Source organism: Chloroflexota bacterium, assembly GCA_016875535.1.
In the GTDB taxonomy this organism is placed as follows: Bacteria; Chloroflexota; Dehalococcoidia; order SHYB01; family SHYB01; genus VGPF01.
In genome coordinates, this window is the sequence record VGPF01000008.1 from 1 (window position 1) to 19,931 (window position 19,931).

Sequence of the window (19,931 nt, forward strand, 5' to 3'; positions counted from 1 at the left end):
CCGCTTATCGCGACACCTCTACTTCCACCGACGTTTCGCGCAAGCCTTGCTCAGACTGCAACGGCACGCCTCCTAGGCGCGGCGCACCGCGACCGCCCGCACAACGCCGGACAAAGAAAAAGGGAAGGCGTGACTGCGTTGGGCGCACGGCCGCGCGCCTTAGCGGTCACACCTTCCCGGCTCGCTGTCCTGGCGAAGGCTTACACAGTCATGATAATGCATGCCTGCGCGGTCATGTCAATAGGCGAATGAACTTCGGCTAAAGCTAGAGAACCATCTCGTTCCCAGGGAGAGCACCGGATGCGCTCCTCACAGGCTGTGCCAAGCGCCTATTGACGGAGACTCGTTCCCCTCGTAGGATGAAACCGAACCCCCCCAGTCGCTTCGACGGCTGGGTCGAGGCCGCCTTTCGGCGGCCTCTGTTTTTCGCCTCGGTGAGCTGATGGAGACGAACGTCTCGATTGACGGGGTCAATAATGCCCGCCGAAGGATCCGAGCGAGACGCCCTCACATCACTAGGCGATTGTTCACCTGCAATGGCAAACCCCTTCCTCGGCCATCCTGAGGGCGAGCCGCACAAAAGACAACAATGCCTTGGCTCGCCCCTACACCTGAAACTCCCGCTCCCCCTAGAACGGAGGCTCGGGGGGCAGGAGGCAGCGGTCGCGGCGGGAGAAGCCGACGGTGTCGCAGCGGCGGAGGTATTCCTCGCGGACGCGGACATAGAGCTGGCGGTAGGCCTCATAGCCCCTGTCCATCTTGCCCGCGCCGCCGCCGGCAAGCACCGCGCTGGGCTCCATGGTGTCCGGGTTGAGGAGGATGGAGACGGCGTGGCTCACCTCGAGGGTATCGGCCAGGGCGTGGAGGCGCTCTGTCTCCTCTTCCCTATCGGGGCAGTTCTCCAGGTGGAACTTGAGGCGCATGGCGCCGTAGGAGACGTGGCGAGCCTCGTCCTGCATGATGCGCTGGAACATGATCTTGTCCACTTCCGTCTGGCAGAGGAACTCGGAGAAGCGGAAGAGATCGAGGACGATGCCTTCGTCAATGAACTGGACGGCGTAGGAGTTCTTGTTGTAATCGGCTCGGATGGCTGGCTGATCGGGCATCAGGCCCAGGGCGGCGGCGGTGTCCATCTTGGGCTGCATCGAAGCGCCCATGCCGCCGCCGTTGGCGAAGGCGCGCTTGCGGAAGACTTCCAGGTGGCGGGTCTCGTCCATGATCTGGGCGCCCAGGAACATCTTCACCTCGTGGTAGGCATAGCCGATCTTGGCGAGCCATTCGCCCAGGTGGTCGGCGGCGAGGAACTCCACGCGGGTGAAGTGGGTGCAAATCATGCAGAGGGCGCGCTCCAGATCGCGGGGGAGGGGCGTGAGCCGCTCCCAGGGGATATCGCGGGTGGCGGACCACTGGCGGGAGACGGCCTCCTCATAGAGGGCCATGACGTTATCGGCCCAAACCTGATAGCGCTTGTTGGCGGCATAGGCCATGGGATAGAGGGGCCACCGGGGATCCATGGCGGCGCCGCGGATCTGCTGGGTGGCGAAGCCATCTTCGGGGGGCGGCGGGTCGCCGGCTTCGATGAGGTTCATGAGGGTGAGGCCGCGCTTGCTGGGCTTGGCCTTGACGCCCCAGGAGCCCCAGCCGCCGGAGCCATCGCCGGGTTCGGCGTTGAGCCAGCGGCCCGGCTCCAGATCGCCGCGGCGGATGCGCTGGAGGTGCGGCAGGGAGCGCATCGTCTCCCAAGCCTGCTTCGGCGTCACGCTTGCGCTCATGGTCGCCTCCCATCCCGACGGTAGACCTTAGGGGCATGATAGGCAGGCATGGCCCGGGAGTCAATGCGCCTCCGCTCCTGGTATACTGGAAGTCCGGGCCATGACCATACGCAACCTCGTCATCCGCGACGCCGTCGAGTCCGACCTCCCGGCCATCGTCGCCATCTTCAACGAAGCGGTCGCCAACGGCTATTCCACGGCGCAGACGACGCCCGTCACAGTGGAGAGTCGCATCCCCTGGTTCCGCAGCCATTCGCCGAAGCGGCCGTTCTGGGTGGCTGAGGTGGACGGCAAGGTGGCCGCGTGGTTCAGCTTCCAGGACTTCCACGACCGCTCGGGCTACCACATCACAGCGGAAGTGAGCGTGTATCTCACGGCGGCGCACCAAGGGCATGGCCTGGGCAAGCGGCTGCTGGAGCAGGCCATCGCCGGCGCGCCGAAGCTGGGGCTACGGAACCTGGTGGGCCTGGTGCAGGCCCACAATGAGCATAGCGTGAAGCTCTTCACCCGGGCGGGTTTCGCCGAGTGGGGCCGCCTGCCCAAAGTGGCCGAGATGAACGGCATCGAGCGCGACCTGGTGATTTTCGGGCGACGGGTCCCCTAGCGGCGCGGTGCTACAATCGCCCTAGCTCACCCGGGGCAATGCTATGGCGCAGCGCACGAAGGCCTCTTCGGCAACCCTTTCGCTCCTCCGCGGCGGCGAGGTCACGAACCCGCGCGCCATCCCGGCCGGGCACAACGCCGCCTTCCTGGTGGACGTGCGCCAGGGTGATGCGGCCTGCAAGGCCGTCTACAAGCCGCGCGACGGCGAGCGGCCGCTGTGGGATTTCCCGTACGGAACGCTCTACCGCAGGGAGTACCTGGCCTGGCGCGTGAGCGAGGCGCTAGGGTGGGAGATCGTGCCTGCGACGGCGATCCGCGAAGGGCCCTACGGCATCGGCTCGCTACAGCTCTTCATCGAAGCAGTCCCCGAGGCGCACTACTTCACGATCCAGGAGCAGCGCCGCGCCGACCTGACGCCCATCGCCGTCTTCGACTGCCTCATCAACAACACGGACCGCAAAGGCGGGCATATCCTCCAGGCCAAGGGCGACGGCCGCCTATGGGGGATAGACCACGGCCTGAGCTTTCACGCGGAGCCGAAGCTGCGCACGGTGATGTGGGAGCTGGACAAAGCGCCGCTCCCGGCGAGCCTTGTCCCGGCCATCGCCACGCTGTGCCATGACGAGGCGCTGACGAAAGAAATCACGTCGCACCTTGCGCCGGGAGAGGTGACGGCCTTCTACCAGCGCGTGGAGGCCTTAGCCGCTGCGCGCGCGATCTCCTTCAAGCCCTTCGCCGACCGCCGGCGGCCCTACCCGTGGCCGCCTTTATAAGGAGTCCCCATGACCCGATGCAATTACCCCAAGTGCGAGCGCGTTGTCCGCGAGCAGAATAAGTACGGCCTGTGCCATGTGCATGTGGACATGGCCGACTTCATTATCTGGTTCAGCGGCTATCTCCAGCGCGCGGAGAGCGTGGCCGGGCGGGGCGCGGCGATGCGCCCAAGCGGCCTGGTGGTGCCGCCGGGGGCATAAGAGGTCCGCCTGAGAGAATCCTTGACACTCTCCCGGCCTGGTTGCTAGAGTGAGATTTAGCAGTCCGCCAGCCCAAGCGCTACCCCGGAGCTTCTGATCTATGCCTATCTATGAGTACTTGTGCCCGCAAGAGCACCGCTTTGAGCTGAAGCAGAGCTTCAGCGCGGAGACGATCGCCACATGCCCCACGTGCTCGACCCAGGCCAAGCGCCTGCTGCACGTGCCTGCCGTGGTGTATAAGGGCAGCGGCTTCTATACCACGGACTACGCCCGCAAAGGGACGGACTCCGAGAACGGCTCCAAGCCAGATGCAAAGGGCGAAAAAAAAGAGGGCGCGGCGGCCTCTTCCGAGAGCAAGGGCGAGGCGAAGACCGAGACGAAGACCGAGACGAAGAGCGAGTCCAAGAACACCCCCGCCAAAGAGGCTTCGCCCGCGGCGGCCAAGTAGCGAACTGCGAAGGAACCAGGAACTAGGGAACGCAGGAAGTTAGGGAGCCGGAGTGCGCGCACTCGTCCAGCGCGTCGCCAGGGCGTCCGTCGCCGTGAACGGCGGCGACGTGGGGCGCATCGGCAAGGGACTCGTCCTCCTCATCGGCATGGGCCGGGAGGATACGGACGAGGACAGCCGCTACATCGTGGAGAAGTGCGTCAACCTGCGCATCTTTCCCGATGCCGAAGGGCGCTTCAATCTTTCAGCGCTGGATGTGCAAGGCGCGCTTTTGCTGGTGAGCCAATTCACCCTGTACGCGAAGACGCGCAAGGGCCGCCGCCCGAGTTTCACCACGGCCGCGCCGCCTGAACAGGCCGCGCCGATGTTCGAGCGGCTGACGGCGCAGTTCCGCGCGACGGGACTGGAGGTCCAGACGGGGCGCTTCCAGGAGCACATGCTGGTGGAGATCCACAACGACGGTCCTGTGACCATCATGCTCGATAGCGCGGAGCGCCACCTGAACCGGGACGGGCGGGAGAAGGCCTAGGGCACGGTCTTGGCGATGACGCCGCGCCTATCCAGATCCGCCATCTTCGCGCTCGCCAGGCTCAAGAGATCGCCATAGACGTAGGCGTTATCTTCTCCAAGGGTGGGCGGGATCTTCCGCGCCGTGACGGGCGTCTTGGAGAGCTGGGCGGGAAAGCCGTAGTAGGGATGCTTCCCTTCGTTGATGGGGCGATCAATCCACCAGAAGAAGTCGCGGTGCTTGAGCTGGGGATCGTCTATGACGGTGGCGTGGGTGACGGTGGCCCCTGAGGGGACGCCGGCCTGCTGAAGCAGGGCGGCGGCTTCTTGGTTGGTGTGCCGCCGGGACCAGTGGGCGATAGGTTCGCGGAGCGCGGCTTCGTTCTCCCAGCGGGAGAGCGCATCGGCGAAGCGGGGGGCGGCGGCCAGCTCGGGCCTGCCGATGCAGGCGCAGAGGGCGGCGAACTGGGCATCACTCTGCACGGCGATGGCGACCCACTCATCGTGACCCTTGCAGGGGAAGGCGCCGTGGGGCGACCAGAGGCGGTGCTTGTTGGCGTTGCGCTCCATGATGCGCCCGTTCATCGTGTAGTCCAGGAGGGCATAGGGGTTGATGAAGGACATGCCTTCCGTGGTGGCGAGGTCTATGAACTGGCCCTGGCCTGTACGTCGGCGGTGGCTGAGGGCCATCATAATGGCGATGGCGCCGAAGGTCCCGCCGATGGGGTCGCCCATGGCGGGATTGCCCATCGGCTCCAAATCGGGGTAGCCGCTGATATAGGTAATGCCGGAGGCCTGCTCGAACTGGGGGCCGAAGCCCACGTATTCCTGCCAGGGGCCGGTTGCGCCGAAGCCGGTCATGGAGAGCATCACGACGGTGGGGTTCACGGAGCGGACGTAGTCGTACTCGAGGCCGAGCTTTTTGACGGCGCGGGCGCTCATGTTCATGGCCACCACATCGCTGATGGAGATGAGATGGCGGAGGAGGGCCTTGCCTTCCGGAGTGGTGATGTCCAGAGTGCAGCCGTGCTTGTTCACGTTGGTGCCGTTGAAGATGGCGACCCACTCGCCTGCGTTGGGGCGCGGCACGGCGCTGGTGCGCTGGCGATCGCCCCGGCCCGCCGGTTCGATCTTGATGACTTCAGCGCCCAGGTTCGCCAGGTACTGGGTGGCGAAGGGGCCTGCCCAAAACTGGGTGAGGTCGCAGACGCGGATGCCTTCCAAGGGGAGCGGCATCAGATGACTCCCTGCTCGGCAAGGATGCCGAGCTCCAGCTTGGAGAGGCCCAAGCGGTTGCAGAAGACTTCGATGTTGTGCTGACCCAGGTCGGGCGCGGCGGAGCGCAGCTGCCAGGGCGTGGCGCTCATGCCGAAGGGCCGTCCCAGCGCGGCGACTTTGCCTGACCCGGCAGTCCCAATATCGGTGAAGAAGCCGCGAGCCTGGTACTGGGGGCTCTCCACGAGGTCTTTGGCACTGGCGACGCGGACGAAGGGGACGTGGTGCTCCTGGCCGATGCGCACCGCCTCATCGCAGGTGCGATCCAGGAACCAGGGGAGGATGATAGCGAGGGCCTCATCGGCATGCTCCATGCGGGCCAGGGGGGCGGCGAAGCGCGGATCGGTCTTGAGCTGGGGCATGCCGAGGGCATCGGCGAACATCTCCCACTGATGCGGGAACTGGGGGTAGAAGCCGACGTAGCCGTCCTTGCAGTGGACGATGTTCATGGGGAAGCGGTTGCCCGCGCGCCCCATGTGGGTCTTGTTGTAGGCGTAGGACAGGGCGCTGGAGGGCTGGACGGTGATGAGGGCCTCCAGCACCGAGAGATCGGCGCGCTGGCCGCCGACGGCATCGCGGCCGAAGAGCATGCCGAGGGCCGTGGCGCAGGCGTTGAGGCCTGCGACGTATTCGCTGACATCATCGCCGACGCGGAGAGGCTCCCGGTCCGAGAGGCCGGAGCCGATCATAAGGCAGGCCATGGCCCAGTGCGCGATATCGGCGGCCTTGCGATGGCGATAGGGGCCGGTCTGGCCGTAATCGGTAATGGAGGCGACGACGAGGTTTGGGCAATCGCGGGAGAGATCGGCTTCGCCCAGGCCCCAGGAGTCGAGGGTGCCGGGCGGCAGGCCTTCGATGAGGAGATCGGCTTCGCGAAGGAGGGCCTTTAGCATGGCCGCGCCGGTGATCGTGGAGGGCTCGAGGGTGACGCTCTTCTTGTTGGTGTTGAGGAAGAGATGCAGGCCGGATGCGCCGGCCATATCGTCGCCCACAAAGGGGCCCATGCGGCGCTCCGGGGCGCCCGCGCGGGGCTCCACCTTGACAACCTGGGCGCCGAAATCGCCGAAGAACTTGGCGCAGAAGCTCGCGGCAACGCGGCTGCCGATCTCGACGACCCGGAAGGGCGCGAGGGCTTGCGGCGGGCGAAGCTGGGGACGGGCAGGCGGCAACGCTCGGCTCCGTGAATCAGGTGGAGGCGTAGTATAGCTCACGTAACGCCTCGCGTCGTGTTTCCATTGACTCGCCCGCCATGCGGCCTAGACTTGGGCCAGCCAGGCTCCACAGCCGCCGCCCGGGAGGCCGCCATGCGCTTCTACTGGTTCCACCTGATGCCGTACCAGGACCTGCCCGCCGATTTCTCCCAGAAATACCCCAGCGTGTGGGTGACGCCGCCCAGCAGCAGGCTCTACGACCCGGCGGCGGGCCACCGGATGTACAACGAGTACCTGGACGAGCTGGAGCATGCGGCGGAAGCGGGGTTCGACGGCGTGTGCGTGAACGAGCATCATCAGAACGCCTACGGGATGATGCCATCGCCCAATATCATGGCGGCGACGCTTGCGCGGAACACGAAGAGGTCGGCCATCGTGGTGCTGGGGAACAGCATCGCGCTCTACAACCCGCCGATCCGCGTGGCGGAGGAGCTGGCGATGCTGGACGTGATGAGCGGCGGCCGCCTGGTGGCCGGCTTCCCCGTGGGCAGCTCCATGGACACGAACTACTGCTACGGGGCGACGCCCGCCACCCTGCGCGAGAAGTACCAGGAGGCCCACGACCTGATCATGCGGGCCTGGATGGAGCCGGAGCCCTTCGCCTTCAACGGCAAGTACACGCAGCTGCGCTATGTGAACGTCTGGCCACGCCCGCTGCAGAAGCCGCATCCGCCCGTGTGGGTGCCCGGCGGCGGCAGCATCGAGACGTGGGCGTGGGTGGCGGAACGGAACTACTCGTACAGCTACCTGAGCTTCTCCGGCTACAAGCGCGGGGAGCAGGTGATGCAGGGCTACTGGAGGACGCTGGACGAGATGGGGCTGAAGCGCAACCCCTATCGCGGGGGCTTTCTGCAGCTGATCTGCGTGGCGCCCACGGACGCGGAGGCGGAGCGGATCTACGCGCCCCACGTGGACTACTTCTACGACAAGTGCCTGCACATCGCGGCGGGGTTCGCGGAGGCGCCGGGCTACCGGACGGTGAAGACGATCGCGGCGGGGCTGAGCTCGCAGTTCGCGCCGACGCAGCGGCAACAGCGCCAGCAATCGGGCAAGCGCATGACGTGGAAGGACTACATCGAGCAGGGGTTCATCGTAGCCGGGAGTCCGGCGACGGTGCGGGAGCAGCTGAAGGACGTCATCACGCGCCTCCACGTGGGCCACCTGATGTGCCTCCTGCACCTGGGGAACATGCCGCGCGAGACGACGCTGATGAACACGGACCTCTTCGCGCGGGAGGTGATGCCGCATCTGCGGGGCCTGTGGTCCGAGTGGCGCGACGAGTGGTATCCCAAGGCGCTCCCAGAGCGCGCGATGCAGACGCCTGCGGCCCGCGCGCGCTAGGCGAGAATCGAGGAGGCCCATGCCGATACTACAGCGAGTCTCCATGCGCAAGGGGACGTTTAGCGTCCGTTATTGGTCGCAAGGGAAGGGACGGCCCATCGTCTTCCTGCACGGGTGGGCGGGACTCCCTCGCGCCACGGCGTGGCTGGAGGCGCTGGCCCAGCGGAGGCTCGTCATCGCGCCGGAGTTCCCGGGCTTCGGCGAGAGCACGGGCCTGGAACGGCTGGACGATTTTCTGGACATCGCCCTCTATCAGTTCGACCTCTTTGCCACGCTGAAGCTCCGGCAGGCCGACCTCATCGGCCACGATTTCGGCGGCGCCATCGCCGCCGAGGTCGCGGCGCTGCGGCCGTCGCTCGTTCGCAGGCTGGTGCTCGTCGCGCCCAGCGGCCTCTTCGATGAGAAGCGGCCAGGGGTTGACCCCTTCGCGACGACGGAGGCGGAGCTGAACGCCGCATCGTGGCATGACGCCGCCGCGGCGGCGAAGGGCGGCCTGATCGTCACGCCGCAGAGCGACGAGGAGAAGAAGGCAGCGGTCATCGAGCGGGCGAAGGCGCTCTCCGCCGCCGGGAAGTTCCTCTTCCCCATCCCGGACAAGGGGCTCAAGAAGCGCCTCTCGCGCATCGAAGCGCCGACGCTGCTGATCTGGGGCGCGGGGGACCAGGTGGTGCCGCCGCAATATGCGGCGCTGTTCAAGCGCCGGGTGCAGGGCGCGCGGAGCATCGCCATCGCAAAGGCAGGGCACTACCCGATGCTGGAGCAGCCTGCAAAGTTCACGGCAGCGGTGAAGGGTTTCTTGGGGTAAGCGGCGACCTTCGGGCGTGTTCTTCCCTGAAAGTATGACTGTGCTTAGTAGTCATACTTCAGCAAAAAGTCATACGAATGACCGGAGTCATACCATGCCGACAAAAGTCGGAACCAAATGGCAGGTTGTCATCGAGAAGGATGTGCGGGAGAAGTACGGAGGTAACCGGAACAAGCCATGACCGGATTCGTTGACACGAACATCATCGTCAGGTACCTGACGAATACGCCCCCGGACCTCGGGGAGGCCGCGTCCCGGATCCTGGAGCGAGAGGACCGGCTGTACCTCACCGACGCCGCCTTAGCTGAAGCGGCGTATGTGCTCACTTCGTATTACCGACTGCCGCGGACAACGGTAGCAGACAGCCTCATCCAACTCTGCCAGCAAACGAACATCGAACTCTTCCGCCTTGAAAAGGGCTTTGTGCTTCAGGGACTGTACCTCTGTCGTGAGTCAGCCAAGGTCTCCTTTGACGATGCCCTGATCTGGGCCGCCGCCAGAAGTAGCGATATCAAAGGGGGTTACACGTTTGACAAGGACTTTCCTCAGGCCGGCATCGAAGTATTGGGGCTAGGGTAGCCCTATGCCCATCAACGCCGCGTGGCATAGAAGGCACGTGCTGCCCAAAAGCGCCCCAAAAGCGGCTAGAATAGCCTGGCACTCGGCGCATGCGAAGGCGTGCGGCTGCAGGCCTATCCCGGCGAGTCTCCAAGCCGAGATACGAAGGCCGGCACAGAAAGGCTAAGGCTGCCGTGGAACTCGATTTCGCGTTCATCTGCGACTATGCGGAGGTCTCCAACAAGATCAACGCCCTGGGCATAGGCTTTGACACCATCTTCGCCCAGTCAACGCCGGTCACCCACGGCTCCTTCCACCTGGTGGCGCAGTTCCGCGCCGAGCCGACCGAGGTGGGGCAGAAGCGCATCACGCTGAGCATCATTGACGCCGATGGAAAGGCCGTCATCAACCCTGCCGAGGCGGCTATCACCATCGGCCCGCCAGCGCCAGGGTCCTATGACATCGTCGCCAGAGTGAGCATCGCCTTCGGAAGCGTAACCTTCCCCAGGTTCGGGGCCTACTCTCTGCATGCCGATGTGGAGGGCCAGGAGATGGTCCGAATCCCCCTGCGAGTGGCGAAGTCCGGCCAACAGAAGTAGGCTTCCTTCCGCCCTCCGGCGGTCTCGGTTGACAGGAGCCCCCTCCGCCTGATAGTGTTGGTGTTTGTTGGAACGCGGTGAAAGGGAGCAGTAGAGGCCCCTCTTGCCATCAGAGAGCCGGGGAACGGTGCGAACCCGGTGACAAGAGCCTCGAAGTCGCCCTGGAGCGGCCAAGCTGAAGTCCGGCGCAAGCCGGGCCACTAAGGTTGGACGGGCTGGCCCGAGATAGCCAAGGAAGGGCCCCGCCGGATGTGGAACCGGAGGGGAATGAGGGTGGTACCGCGGGAATCGCATCCCGTCCCTTGGTGGGACGGGTTTTTTTGTTACTGCGGCTCTAGCTGCGATTCCTGGGCCGGAAAGAGAAAGGACGCCTATGAAGCTCACCGGCGCGCAAGTGGTCTGCGAGTCCCTGATACGGGAAGACGTAGACGTGGTCTTCGGCCTGCTGGGCGGCGCGATCTTGCCGCTCTATCAGACCCTGCCACAATACCCCCAACTGAAGCACATCCTGGTCCGCCACGAGCAGGCCGCCGCCCACGCGGCGGACGGCTATGCCCGCGTGACGGACAAGGTGGGCGTCTGCATCGCCACGTCAGGCCCCGGCGCAACGAACCTGGTGACGGGCCTGGCCAATGCCCTCATGGACTCCGTGCCCATGGTGGCCATCACGGGCCAGGTGCCGCGCAAGGCCATCGGCAAGGACGCCTTCCAGGAGACGGACGTCCAGGGCGTCACGCTGCCTGTGACCAAGCACAACTACCTGGTAATGGACCCGAGTGAGCTGGCCCGCACCATAAAAGAGGCCTTCCACATCGCCAAGACGGGCCGCCCGGGGCCGGTGCTGGTGGACATCCCCAAGGACGTCCAGCAGGAGATCGTGGACTACAACCCGGAAGACGTGGCCATTGACCTGCCCGGGTACAAGCCGCATCTGACCGGGCATCCCTCGCAGATCCGGGCCGCCGCGAAGCTCATCGCGGAGGCCAAGAAGCCCATCATCCTGGCGGGCCACGGCGTCATCATCTCCAGCGCCTACGCCGAGTTGCGGGAGCTGGCGGAGAAGGCCCAGATCCCGGTTATCACGACGCTGCTTGGCATCAGCAGCTTCCCTGAAGACCATGTCCTCTCCGTGGGGATGCCGGGGATGCACGGGATGGCATACGCCAATATCGCGATAGACCGCGCCGACCTGCTCATCGCCATCGGCATGCGCTTCGACGACCGAGTCACCGGGCGCATCTCGGACTTCGCGCCGCGGGCGAAGGTGATCCACATTGACATTGACCCGGCCGAGATAGATAAGAACGTAAAGACGACGGTTCCCCTGGTGGGCGACGTGAAGAACGTCCTGACCCAGCTGAACCGCCAGGTCACGAGCAAGACCCACGTGGAGTGGGTGCGCGAGATCGAGCAGGCCAAGAAGGAGCACCCTTCGCACCTTATCCCGGAGAACAACAAGCTCCTGCCCCAGTACGTGGTGCGCCAGCTGTGGGAGGCCACCAAGGGCAACAGCATCATCGTGACCGGGGTGGGCCAACACCAGATGTGGGCCGCCCAGCACTTCTTCTACACCAAGCCCGGTTCCTTCGTGACCTCCGGCGGCCTGGGCACCATGGGCTTTGAGGTGCCTGCGGCCCTGGGCGCGAAGGTGGGACGGCCCCATGACACGGTCTGGTCCATCTGCGGCGACGGCGGCTTCCAGATGACGCTCCAAGAGCTGGCCACGATCCGCGAGCACAACATTGACGTGAAGTTCGCCATCTTCAACAACGGTTTCCACGGCATGGTGCGCCAGTGGCAGGAGTTCTTCTATAAGAAGGACTACGTGGAGACGCGCTTCTTCAACCCGGACTTCGTGAAGCTGGCGGAGGCCTACGACATGAAGGGCTTCCGCGTGACCGAGCGGAGCAAGGTGCGCGAGACGATCGAGAAGGCGATGGCCCACAAGGGCCCGGTGATCGTGGACTTCGCCGTGGAATCGGAAGAGAACGTCTACCCCATGATCCCCGCCGGCACCTCCGTGAAGGAGATGCTGGAGGCCCCCATGCCCGGCCGGGAGCTGGTGGACCACAAGGATGCATCCACATGACGACCAACGGCGCGCACTACCGCAAGCACACCATCACCGCCCTGGTGCAGGACAAGCCCGGCGTCCTGAACCGGGTGGCGAGCATGTTCCGCCGACGGGGCTTCAACATCGCCAGCCTAGCCGTGGGCGAAAGCGAAGTGCCCAACCTTTCGCGCATGACCTTTGTGGTCAACGCGGAGAACGAGGACACGGTGGAGCAGGCGACGAAGCAGCTGCGCAAGATCATCGAGGTGGTGAAGGTCACAGACCTGAGCAGCGAGGACATCGTGGCCCGGGAGCTGGCGCTGGTGAAGGTGAAGGCGCCGGACTCCGTGATCCGGGGCGAAATCATCCAGATCGTCGAGCTCTTCCGCGCCAAGATCGTGGACGTGGCCTCCGACACGCTGGTCATCGAGATCACGGGCGAAGAGAGCAAGATAGACACGATCTTGAGCCTGATGAAGGGCTTCGGCATCCTGGAAATCATGCGCACCGGCAGGGTCGCGATCACACGCGGCAAGAAGTCGGCGCTGAAGACAAGCGCGAAGGAAGAATAGGAGCACCATGGCGAAGATCTACTACGACAGCGACGCAAACCTGGGTCTGTTGAAGGGCAAGAAGATCGCGGTCATCGGCTATGGGAGCCAGGGCCACGCCCACGCCCTCAACCTCAAGGACTCGGGCTGCGACGTCACCGTCGGCCTGTACAAGGGCAGCAAGAGCTGGCCCAAGGCGGAGAAGGACGGGCTGAAGGTGGACACGGTGGCGAACGCCGCCAAGGCCGCCGATATCATCATGATTCTCCTGCCGGACACGGTGCAGTACAAGGTCTACGATGAGGAGATCAAGCCATACCTGGGCAAGGGCGATGCGCTTATGTTCGCCCACGGCTTCAACATCCACTACAAACAGGTGGTCCCTCCCAAGGATGTGGACGTCAGCATGATCGCGCCCAAGGCACCCGGCCATCGCGTCCGCGAGGTCTACACGGAGGGCGCGGGGACTCCGGCGCTCATCGCCGTCCACCAAGACGCCAGCGGCAAGGCCAAGGACATGGCGCTGGCGTACGGCAAGGGCATCGGCTGCACGCGGGCGGGCGTGTTGGAGACGACGTTCAAGGAAGAGACGGAGACGGACCTCTTCGGCGAGCAGTCCGTCCTCTGCGGCGGCGTCTCATCGCTGGTGAAGGCGGGCTTCGATACCTTGGTGGAGGCGGGCTACCAGCCGGAGCTGGCCTACTTTGAGACGATGCACGAGCTGAAGCTCATCGTGGACCTGATGTATCAGGGCGGCCTGAACTATATGCGCTATTCCGTGAGCGACACGGCGGAGTACGGCGACTACACCCGCGGCCCGCGCATCGTTGACGAGCGGGTGCGCAAGGAGATGAAGAAGGTGCTCAAGGAGATCCAAGACGGCACCTTTGCGAAGGAATGGATCACCGAATGGCGCGAAGGGGCGACGCACTTCAACGCCATGCGGAAGAAGGACCAGAACAGCCAGATCGAGAAGGTGGGCGCTGAGCTGCGCGGTATGATGAAGTGGCTGCAGAAGCCCAAGGACGCAGGCTCGGCGTACTAGGGCGATATGAGTCCTCGCCTTCGAGAATTGAGGGCACAGGAAGTCATACAGGCCTTCCAAAGAGCAGAGGAATGGTCAGGCAAGGCAAAGGAGACCACGTTAAGATCTTCATGCCCAATGGCAAGATGCTTGTTTTCCGCGGTGTTGGGGAAGTCGGCATCGGCATCTTACGAGATATGATCAAACGAGCAGGTCTGAGCGACGAAGAGTTCATAGGGTGTCTGAGGTAACGATGGCAAGAGATCGCAAGTACGCCGTGGTCCGCGAATACACCATAGTTATCGAAAAACAGGAGGACGCCCGGGGCTATTCTGTCCGCGTCCCTGCCCTGCCCGGCTGTTTTTCAACGGGAGACACCGTCGCGCACGCCGCAAGGAATGCCAAGGATGCCATCGAGACGTACATCGAGGGCCTGCAGGAGCAGGGCGAACGCATCCCTCGGGAACAACGCCCCAACGCTTACATCGGCAAAGTGAAGATTGCGGTTTAGTAATATGTCACAGACCACGATTGACATAGCCCCCAGCCCAGCCCGGTTCGCCATGAAGACCCGGGCCAGCCTCCTCCTCCCCTGCGGGGGATAAAGAGACTGGCTCACCTCCGCGCGCGATCTCCCAAGGTTTTCACGGCAACGAAAGAGGCTACACCCCATGGCTACGACAACTGAAGACAAAGTCCTAATCTTCGACACAACCCTGCGCGACGGCGAGCAGGCCGCGGGCGCGACGATGACGCTGGAGCAGAAGGTCCAGATCGCCCACCAGCTGGACACACTGGGCGTGGACATCATCGAAGCCGGCTTCCCCATCAGCTCGCCCGGCGAGATGGCCTCCGTGAAGCGCATCGCCCAAGAGGTGCGCCGCCCCATCATCGCCGCGCTCTCCCACGCCAACATCAAGGCCGTGGACGCGGCGGCGGAGGCGCTCAAAGAGGCGGCGCACCCGCGCATCCACGTCTTTCTCTCCAGCTCCGAGATCCACCTGCTGCACCAGCTGAAGAAGGACCGCGAGACGGTTCTGCTCCTGGCGGCGGAGGCCGTGGCCCACGCCCGCAAGAAGGTGGCGGACGTGGAGTTTTCGCCCATGGACGCCACGCGCTCGGACCCGGAGTACGTCTACCGCCTGCTGGAGGCGACCATTGACGCCGGGGCGACGACGGTGAACATCCCGGACACCGTGGGCTACACGACACCGGAGGAGTTCTATAAGTTCATCAAGGGCATCATCGAGAACGTGCGGAACATCAAGAAGGCGCGCATCTCCGTCCACTGTCACAACGACCTGGGGATGGCCGTGGCCAACAGCCTGGCGGCCATCCGCGCGGGGGCGCGCCAGATCGAATGCACGATCAACGGCATCGGCGAGCGCGCGGGCAACGCCTCCCTGGAAGAAGTGGTGATGGCGCTCAAAACGCGCAAAGACACCTACAACATCGGGACGAACATAGATTCCACGCAGCTGGTCAAGGCCAGCCGCCTAGTGAGCGAGCACACGGGCTTCGCCGTTCAACCCAACAAAGCCATTGTGGGCAAGAACGCCTTCCGCCATGCCTCCGGCATCCACCAGGACGGCATCCTGAAGGAGCGCACGACCTACGAAATCATGGATCCCAAGAGCGTCGGCCTCAGCGGCACGGCCCTGGTGCTGGGCAAGCTGAGCGGACGCCACGCCGTGAAGCAGCGCCTGGAAGAGCTGGGCTACCGCCTGAGCGAAGCCGATCTGGCGCGGGCCTTCGACCGCTTCAAGGAAGTGGCGGAGAAGAAGAAGGAAGTCTCCGACCGCGACCTGATCGCCATCGTGGCCGATGAGCAACGGACGACGACCGACGCCTATAAGCTGGGCAAGATGAACGTGGTCTGCGGCAGCGGCCAGACGCCCACGGCCACGGTGCAGCTCACCGGGCCGGACGGGAAGATGCAGGAGAGGAAGGCGACGGGCACCGGCCCAGTAGACGCGACCTACAAGGCCATCGAAAGCATCGTCGCCGCGAAGGCCAAACTCGATGAGTACGCGGTGCAGTCCATCACCCACGGGATAGACGCCCTGGGCGAAGTGATGGTGCGCATCGAGAAGGACGGCATGACGTACATCGGGCGCGGCGCGGACAACGATATCATCGTCGCCAGCGCGAAGGCCTACGTGAACGCCCTGAACCGCCTTCTTGCCAACCGCGACATGCCGAAAGCCGCGGCACAATCGGCAAAGGTCGGCCCCTAGCGCACACCGGCAGGACGCTCACGCTCGCCTGAACATTCCCAGGGCTCGGGCTCATATCTGGCCCTGCGGCAGAAAGACCACTATGCCTAAGACAATGTTCGAAAAGATCTGGGAGTCGCACGTCGTGAGCGAAGAGCCCGGCAAACCGGCGCTCCTCTACATTGACCTGCACCTGATCCACGAAGTGACCTCCCCGCAGGCCTTCGACGGCCTGCGCCTCAACAGCCGCGAGGTGCGCCGCCCGGACCTGACAGTGGCGACGGTGGACCACAACGTGCCGACGACGGACCGCTCCAGGCCCATCGCGGACGAGACCTCGCGGAAGCAGATCGAGGTGCTGACCAAGAACGCGAAGGAGTTCGGCTTCACCTACTACGATATCCACAATCCCAACCAGGGCATCGTCCACGTCATCGGCCCGGAGCAGGGGTGGACCCAGCCGGGGATGACCATCGTCTGCGGCGATAGCCACACATCCACCCACGGCGCATTCGGCGCGCTGGCCTTCGGCATCGGCACCTCGGAGGTCGAGCACGTTCTTGCGACGCAGTGCCTCATTCAGACCAAGCCGAAGACGATGGAGGTCCGCACCAAAGGCGCGCTCCCCAAGGGCGTCACGGCCAAGGACCTAATCTTGAACATTATCGGCCGCCTGGGCGTGGACGGCGGCACCGGCTACGTTATCGAGTACACGGGAGAAGCGGTCCGCGGCCTTTCCATGGAAGGGCGCATGACCATCTGCAACATGTCCATCGAATGCGGCGCACGGGCGGGACTTGTCGCGCCGGACGAAAAGACCTTTGCCTACGTGAAGGGCAGGCCCCGCGCGCCCAAGGGCGCCGAGTGGGAGAAGGCCGTGGAGCGGTGGAAGTCCCTGACCACCGATCCCGGCGCGACATACGACAAGGTTGTGGAGGTGGACTGCGCCTCCATGACGCCCTTTGTCACCTGGGGCACGAACCCAGGCATGTTAGTGAAGGTGACAGACACAGTGCCGACGGTGGAGTCTTTCAAGACGGAGGCCGACCGCCGGGCGGCCCAGCGCGCCCTGGAGTACATGGGCCTCAAGCCAGGAACGCCCATCCAGGAGATCCCTGTAGACTACGTCTTCATCGGCTCCTGCACCAACTCGCGCATAGAAGACCTACGCGCAGCGGCGGCCATCGTGAAAGGGAAGAAGAAATCGCCCAAGGTCCAGGCCATCGTGGTGCCCGGGTCGGCCATCGTGAAGCGGCAGGCCGAGGCTGAGGGCCTGCACAAGGTCTTCACCAATGCCGGCTTCGAGTGGCGGGAGGCTGGCTGTTCCATGTGCTTAGCCATGAACCCGGACGTGCTGAAGCCTGGGCAGCGCTGCGCCTCCACCTCCAACCGCAACTTCGAAGGGCGGCAAGGCGCGGGCGGGCGCACACATCTGGTAAGCCCGCAGATGGCGGCGGCGGCGGGTATCACGGGCCACTTCGTGGACGTGCGGGACTGGAAATAGGGGATAATGCGACCCATCATGCGAAGGTGCTCGAAAACAAAAGCGGCGCGCACAGCTCGATTGAAACATGCGTTGGCAAAAATTGACCCAAAGCATGAGACGGCATTTGCTAACGGAGAAGTACATGAGGACTTCAGTTTTTGGCTCGAGAACGACCCTCGCATTCTGAAGCGAATAGCCGCTGCATAGAAACGAGTAGCCGCCTGAAAAGGCGTGCGGCTCGAGGATATCAAGGTGTAAAGGAAGGCTGGCTGCGATGGGTGAGCAAGCGAAGAAGTGTCAAAGCTGCAGCATGCCGCTCCCCAAGGACGGGAGCAAAAACGGGATGGAGGCCGACGGCTCAAAGAGCCTGGCCTACTGCAACCTTTGCTATCAGCAGGGCGCCTTCACGCAGCCGAATATGACCGTTGCGGAGATGCAGGCCTTCGTCAAAGGCAAGATGAAGGAGATGCACTTCCCCGGCTTCATAGCCGGATGGTTCACCAAGGAGATTCCCAAGCTAAAGCGGTGGAAGAAGAGCGCATGAAAGCCAAGCATCGCGAAGCCGAGGAAGATAAAGAGGATATTGAGGCCGTGAAAGAACGCGCTCGGGAGCCGAGTCTGAATTTCGAAGACGTTATCAAAGCTCTGAAGATGCGAGGGAAATTGTAAGGCGTCCTTGTGCGGTCGCCCGGAGAAATACCATGCAACCGTTCACCAAAGTCACCGGCATCGTCGCCGCGCTGAACCGCGTCAACGTGGACACGGACCAGATCATCCCGAAGCAGTTCTTGAAGCGCGTGGAGCGCACGGGCTTCGAAGACTTCCTCTTTTTCGACTGGCGCTATCTCCCCGACGGCAAGCCGGACCCGAAGTTCGAGCTGAACGACCCGGCCTATAGGGGCGCGACCATCCTGGTCGCGGGGCGCAACTTCGGCTGCGGCTCCTCCCGCGAGCACGCGCCCTGGGCCCTCAACCAGTACGGCTTCCGCTCTATCATCTCCTCCAGCTTCGCCGATATCTTCCGCAACAACTGCTACCAGAACGGCATGGTGCCCGTGGTCCTGCCGGAGGAGACCGTGGCGAAGATCATGGCGAAGGCCAAGGCCAGGAACGGCTACAAGCTGACCGTAGACCTGGAGAAGAAGCAGGTTTACGATGACCAGGGCCTGACGGCCTCCTTTGACATCGAGGAGTTCCGCCGCTACTGCCTTATCAACGGCCTGGACGACATCGGCCTGACGCTGAAAGACGAGGGCAAGATCGCCGCCTACGAAAAGAAGCGCTGGCCGGAGACGGCAGGCAAGAAGCATAGCTGATCCCAGGGGCCGCCTGAAGCGGCCCCTTCAATTTCTCCCGAGGATATGCGCCATGAAGTTCACTATCGCTGTGGTGGCCGGAGACGGCATCGGCCCCGACGTCGTCGCTGAGGGCATCAGCATCCTCAATCGCATCGGCGAGTTGTACGGGCACCAGTTCGAGTTCAAGCAGGCCCTCATCGGAGGCTGCTGCATAGACGCCCACGGCGTCGCGATTACGGATGAGACGGTGGCGATGGCGAAGAAGACGAACGCGGTGCTCCTGGGCGCCGTGGGCGGGCCCAAGTGGGACGACCCCAAGGCGCCCACGCGCCCGGAGGACGGCCTGCTGCGCATCCGCAAGGACCTGCAGCTCTTCGCCAACCTGCGCCCGGTGAAGACCCATCCCCAGCTCCTGGACTCCACGCCCATCAAGGCAGACCTCCTCCGGGACGTGGACATGCTCGTCATCCGGGAACTGACTGGCGGCCTCTACTTCGGCAAGCCGAAGAGGCGCTGGGAAACGCCGCGCGGGCGCAAGGCCGTGGACACCATGGCCTACAGCGAAAAAGAGATCGCCCGTGTGGTCACCGTCGGCTTCGAGATGGCGCGGCGGCGGCGCAAGAAGCTGACCTCCGTGGACAAGGCAAACGTCCTCACCACCTCCCGCGTCTGGCGCGAGATCGCCATCGAGATCGGCAAGAGCTACCCGGACGTGAAGCTGGAGCACATGCTGGTGGATACCTGCGCCATGAACCTAATCCGGAACCCGCGCAGCTTCGATGTCATCGTGACGGAGAACACCTTCGGCGATATCCTCACGGACGAAGCGGCGGTGCTGGCGGGCTCCATGGGGATGCTTCCCTCGGCGAGCCTGGGCGGCGCGCGGCTGGCGAAGGGCGGCGCGATGGAGGGCAAGAAGCTCTTCGGCCTCTATGAGCCGATCCACGGCAGCGCGCCCGATATCGCGGGGCAGAACAAGGCAAACCCCCTGGCCACCATCCTTAGCGTGGCGCTGCTCCTGCGCTACTCCTGCGGCCTCCCCAAAGAGGCCGAAGCGGTCGAACAGGCCGTCCAGGGCATCCTGGAGAGCGGCCTCCGCACCTTCGATATCGCGAAGCCGGGCGAGCCGTGGCTCGGGACGAAGGAGATGGGCGCGAAGGTGCGCGAGGCGATCCAGCGGTAGACGCCGGAGGCCTTGGGCGCTGTAAGA

Annotated in this window: 21 protein-coding genes; 18 read left to right on the top strand and 3 right to left on the bottom strand. The window is 64.2% G+C overall.

Annotated elements, in window-relative coordinates:
• Positions 1-629: 629 nt before the first annotated feature.
• Positions 630-1,772, bottom strand: coding sequence for a ferritin-like domain-containing protein (locus tag FJ039_04050; GenBank protein MBM4405342.1), 1,143 nt, complete (start codon positions 1,770-1,772; stop codon positions 630-632).
• Positions 1,773-1,872: 100 nt separating this feature from the next.
• Between FJ039_04050 and FJ039_04055 the strand changes: the two genes are divergently transcribed.
• The 5 genes from FJ039_04055 to FJ039_04075 all read left to right on the top strand — a co-directional run bounded on the left by FJ039_04055 (position 1,873) and on the right by FJ039_04075 (position 4,326).
• A complete protein-coding gene (locus FJ039_04055; GenBank protein MBM4405343.1) occupies positions 1,873-2,376 on the top strand; it encodes an N-acetyltransferase family protein in 504 nt (167 codons plus the stop codon).
• A gap of 43 nt (positions 2,377-2,419) precedes the next feature.
• Entirely contained in the window at positions 2,420-3,148 is a 729-nt protein-coding gene (locus FJ039_04060; GenBank protein ID MBM4405344.1) for an SCO1664 family protein, read from the top strand.
• Positions 3,149-3,157: 9 nt separating this feature from the next.
• Positions 3,158-3,349, top strand: coding sequence for a hypothetical protein (locus FJ039_04065; GenBank protein MBM4405345.1), 192 nt, complete (start codon positions 3,158-3,160; stop codon positions 3,347-3,349).
• Between the two features lie 100 nt (positions 3,350-3,449).
• Positions 3,450-3,797 carry a zinc ribbon domain-containing protein gene (locus FJ039_04070; protein MBM4405346.1) on the top strand — a complete coding sequence of 116 codons (348 nt, stop codon included), beginning with the start codon at positions 3,450-3,452 and terminating at the stop codon, positions 3,795-3,797.
• A gap of 52 nt (positions 3,798-3,849) precedes the next feature.
• On the top strand, positions 3,850-4,326 hold the full coding sequence (locus FJ039_04075; protein ID MBM4405347.1) for a D-tyrosyl-tRNA(Tyr) deacylase: 477 nt from the start codon (positions 3,850-3,852) through the stop codon (positions 4,324-4,326).
• Here the strand turns inward: FJ039_04075 and FJ039_04080 are convergent.
• Positions 4,323-5,540, bottom strand: a complete 1,218-nt coding sequence (locus tag FJ039_04080) for a CoA transferase (protein ID MBM4405348.1) — start codon at positions 5,538-5,540, stop codon at positions 4,323-4,325. The two genes, FJ039_04075 and FJ039_04080, sit on opposite strands and share 4 nt — an antisense overlap.
• A complete protein-coding gene (locus FJ039_04085; GenBank protein ID MBM4405349.1) occupies positions 5,540-6,790 on the bottom strand; it encodes a CoA transferase in 1,251 nt (416 codons plus the stop codon). The genes FJ039_04080 and FJ039_04085 overlap by 1 nt, the downstream gene beginning before the upstream one ends.
• A 93-nt stretch (positions 6,791-6,883) precedes the next feature.
• Between FJ039_04085 and FJ039_04090 the strand changes: the two genes are divergently transcribed.
• The 13 genes from FJ039_04090 (at position 6,884) to leuB (ending at position 19,904) form a co-directional block, all read left to right on the top strand.
• Positions 6,884-8,131, top strand: coding sequence for an LLM class flavin-dependent oxidoreductase (locus FJ039_04090; protein ID MBM4405350.1), 1,248 nt, complete (start codon positions 6,884-6,886; stop codon positions 8,129-8,131).
• 19 nt (positions 8,132-8,150) lie between these two features.
• The gene (locus tag FJ039_04095) at positions 8,151-8,936 is read left to right on the top strand and encodes an alpha/beta hydrolase (GenBank protein MBM4405351.1); all 786 of its coding nucleotides are present in this window, start codon (positions 8,151-8,153) and stop codon (positions 8,934-8,936) included.
• A 177-nt stretch (positions 8,937-9,113) separates the two neighbouring features.
• Entirely contained in the window at positions 9,114-9,515 is a 402-nt protein-coding gene (locus FJ039_04100; protein MBM4405352.1) for a type II toxin-antitoxin system VapC family toxin, read from the top strand.
• A 173-nt stretch (positions 9,516-9,688) separates the two neighbouring features.
• Entirely contained in the window at positions 9,689-10,093 is a 405-nt protein-coding gene (locus tag FJ039_04105; GenBank protein ID MBM4405353.1) for a hypothetical protein, read from the top strand.
• A 373-nt stretch (positions 10,094-10,466) separates the two neighbouring features.
• Positions 10,467-12,182, top strand: a complete 1,716-nt coding sequence (gene ilvB / locus FJ039_04110) for a biosynthetic-type acetolactate synthase large subunit (GenBank protein MBM4405354.1) — start codon at positions 10,467-10,469, stop codon at positions 12,180-12,182.
• Positions 12,179-12,718 carry an acetolactate synthase small subunit gene (gene ilvN / locus FJ039_04115; GenBank protein ID MBM4405355.1) on the top strand — a complete coding sequence of 180 codons (540 nt, stop codon included), beginning with the start codon at positions 12,179-12,181 and terminating at the stop codon, positions 12,716-12,718. The genes ilvB and ilvN overlap by 4 nt, the downstream gene beginning before the upstream one ends.
• A gap of 7 nt (positions 12,719-12,725) precedes the next feature.
• A complete protein-coding gene (ilvC, locus tag FJ039_04120) occupies positions 12,726-13,742 on the top strand; it encodes a ketol-acid reductoisomerase (GenBank protein MBM4405356.1) in 1,017 nt (338 codons plus the stop codon).
• Between the two features lie 232 nt (positions 13,743-13,974).
• Positions 13,975-14,232: a type II toxin-antitoxin system HicB family antitoxin gene (locus FJ039_04125; GenBank protein ID MBM4405357.1), complete on the top strand. Its 258-nt coding sequence runs from the start codon at positions 13,975-13,977 to the stop codon at positions 14,230-14,232.
• 160 nt (positions 14,233-14,392) lie between these two features.
• Positions 14,393-15,958 carry a 2-isopropylmalate synthase gene (locus FJ039_04130; GenBank protein ID MBM4405358.1) on the top strand — a complete coding sequence of 522 codons (1,566 nt, stop codon included), beginning with the start codon at positions 14,393-14,395 and terminating at the stop codon, positions 15,956-15,958.
• A gap of 82 nt (positions 15,959-16,040) precedes the next feature.
• The gene (gene leuC, locus FJ039_04135) at positions 16,041-17,441 is read left to right on the top strand and encodes a 3-isopropylmalate dehydratase large subunit (protein MBM4405359.1); all 1,401 of its coding nucleotides are present in this window, start codon (positions 16,041-16,043) and stop codon (positions 17,439-17,441) included.
• Positions 17,442-17,697: 256 nt separating this feature from the next.
• Positions 17,698-17,967 (top strand): hypothetical protein, encoded by a 270-nt coding sequence (locus FJ039_04140; GenBank protein ID MBM4405360.1) that lies wholly within the window; start codon positions 17,698-17,700, stop codon positions 17,965-17,967.
• Between the two features lie 157 nt (positions 17,968-18,124).
• Complete coding sequence (gene leuD, locus FJ039_04145) at positions 18,125-18,739, top strand: 3-isopropylmalate dehydratase small subunit (protein MBM4405361.1); 615 nt, start codon at positions 18,125-18,127, stop codon at positions 18,737-18,739.
• Between the two features lie 52 nt (positions 18,740-18,791).
• A complete protein-coding gene (gene leuB / locus FJ039_04150; protein ID MBM4405362.1) occupies positions 18,792-19,904 on the top strand; it encodes a 3-isopropylmalate dehydrogenase in 1,113 nt (370 codons plus the stop codon).
• The last annotated feature ends 27 nt before the right edge of the window (positions 19,905-19,931 follow it).

What these genes read in the sequence shown, in the direction of transcription:
- FJ039_04050 (MBM4405342.1), bottom strand. Translation starts at nt 1,772, where the DNA reads ATGAGCGCAAGCGTGACGCCGAAGCAGGCTTGGGAGACGATGCGCTCC.
- FJ039_04055 (MBM4405343.1), top strand. Translation starts at nt 1,873, where the DNA reads ATGACCATACGCAACCTCGTCATCCGCGACGCCGTCGAGTCCGACCTC.
- FJ039_04060 (MBM4405344.1), top strand. Translation starts at nt 2,420, where the DNA reads ATGGCGCAGCGCACGAAGGCCTCTTCGGCAACCCTTTCGCTCCTCCGC.
- FJ039_04065 (MBM4405345.1), top strand. Translation starts at nt 3,158, where the DNA reads ATGACCCGATGCAATTACCCCAAGTGCGAGCGCGTTGTCCGCGAGCAG.
- FJ039_04070 (MBM4405346.1), top strand. Translation starts at nt 3,450, where the DNA reads ATGCCTATCTATGAGTACTTGTGCCCGCAAGAGCACCGCTTTGAGCTG.
- FJ039_04080 (MBM4405348.1), bottom strand. Translation starts at nt 5,540, where the DNA reads ATGCCGCTCCCCTTGGAAGGCATCCGCGTCTGCGACCTCACCCAGTTT.
- FJ039_04090 (MBM4405350.1), top strand. Translation starts at nt 6,884, where the DNA reads ATGCGCTTCTACTGGTTCCACCTGATGCCGTACCAGGACCTGCCCGCC.
- FJ039_04095 (MBM4405351.1), top strand. Translation starts at nt 8,151, where the DNA reads ATGCCGATACTACAGCGAGTCTCCATGCGCAAGGGGACGTTTAGCGTC.
- FJ039_04100 (MBM4405352.1), top strand. Translation starts at nt 9,114, where the DNA reads ATGACCGGATTCGTTGACACGAACATCATCGTCAGGTACCTGACGAAT.
- ilvB (MBM4405354.1), top strand. Translation starts at nt 10,467, where the DNA reads ATGAAGCTCACCGGCGCGCAAGTGGTCTGCGAGTCCCTGATACGGGAA.
- ilvN (MBM4405355.1), top strand. Translation starts at nt 12,179, where the DNA reads ATGACGACCAACGGCGCGCACTACCGCAAGCACACCATCACCGCCCTG.
- ilvC (MBM4405356.1), top strand. Translation starts at nt 12,726, where the DNA reads ATGGCGAAGATCTACTACGACAGCGACGCAAACCTGGGTCTGTTGAAG.
- FJ039_04125 (MBM4405357.1), top strand. Translation starts at nt 13,975, where the DNA reads ATGGCAAGAGATCGCAAGTACGCCGTGGTCCGCGAATACACCATAGTT.
- FJ039_04130 (MBM4405358.1), top strand. Translation starts at nt 14,393, where the DNA reads ATGGCTACGACAACTGAAGACAAAGTCCTAATCTTCGACACAACCCTG.
- leuC (MBM4405359.1), top strand. Translation starts at nt 16,041, where the DNA reads ATGCCTAAGACAATGTTCGAAAAGATCTGGGAGTCGCACGTCGTGAGC.
- FJ039_04140 (MBM4405360.1), top strand. Translation starts at nt 17,698, where the DNA reads ATGGGTGAGCAAGCGAAGAAGTGTCAAAGCTGCAGCATGCCGCTCCCC.
- leuD (MBM4405361.1), top strand. Translation starts at nt 18,125, where the DNA reads ATGCAACCGTTCACCAAAGTCACCGGCATCGTCGCCGCGCTGAACCGC.
- leuB (MBM4405362.1), top strand. Translation starts at nt 18,792, where the DNA reads ATGAAGTTCACTATCGCTGTGGTGGCCGGAGACGGCATCGGCCCCGAC.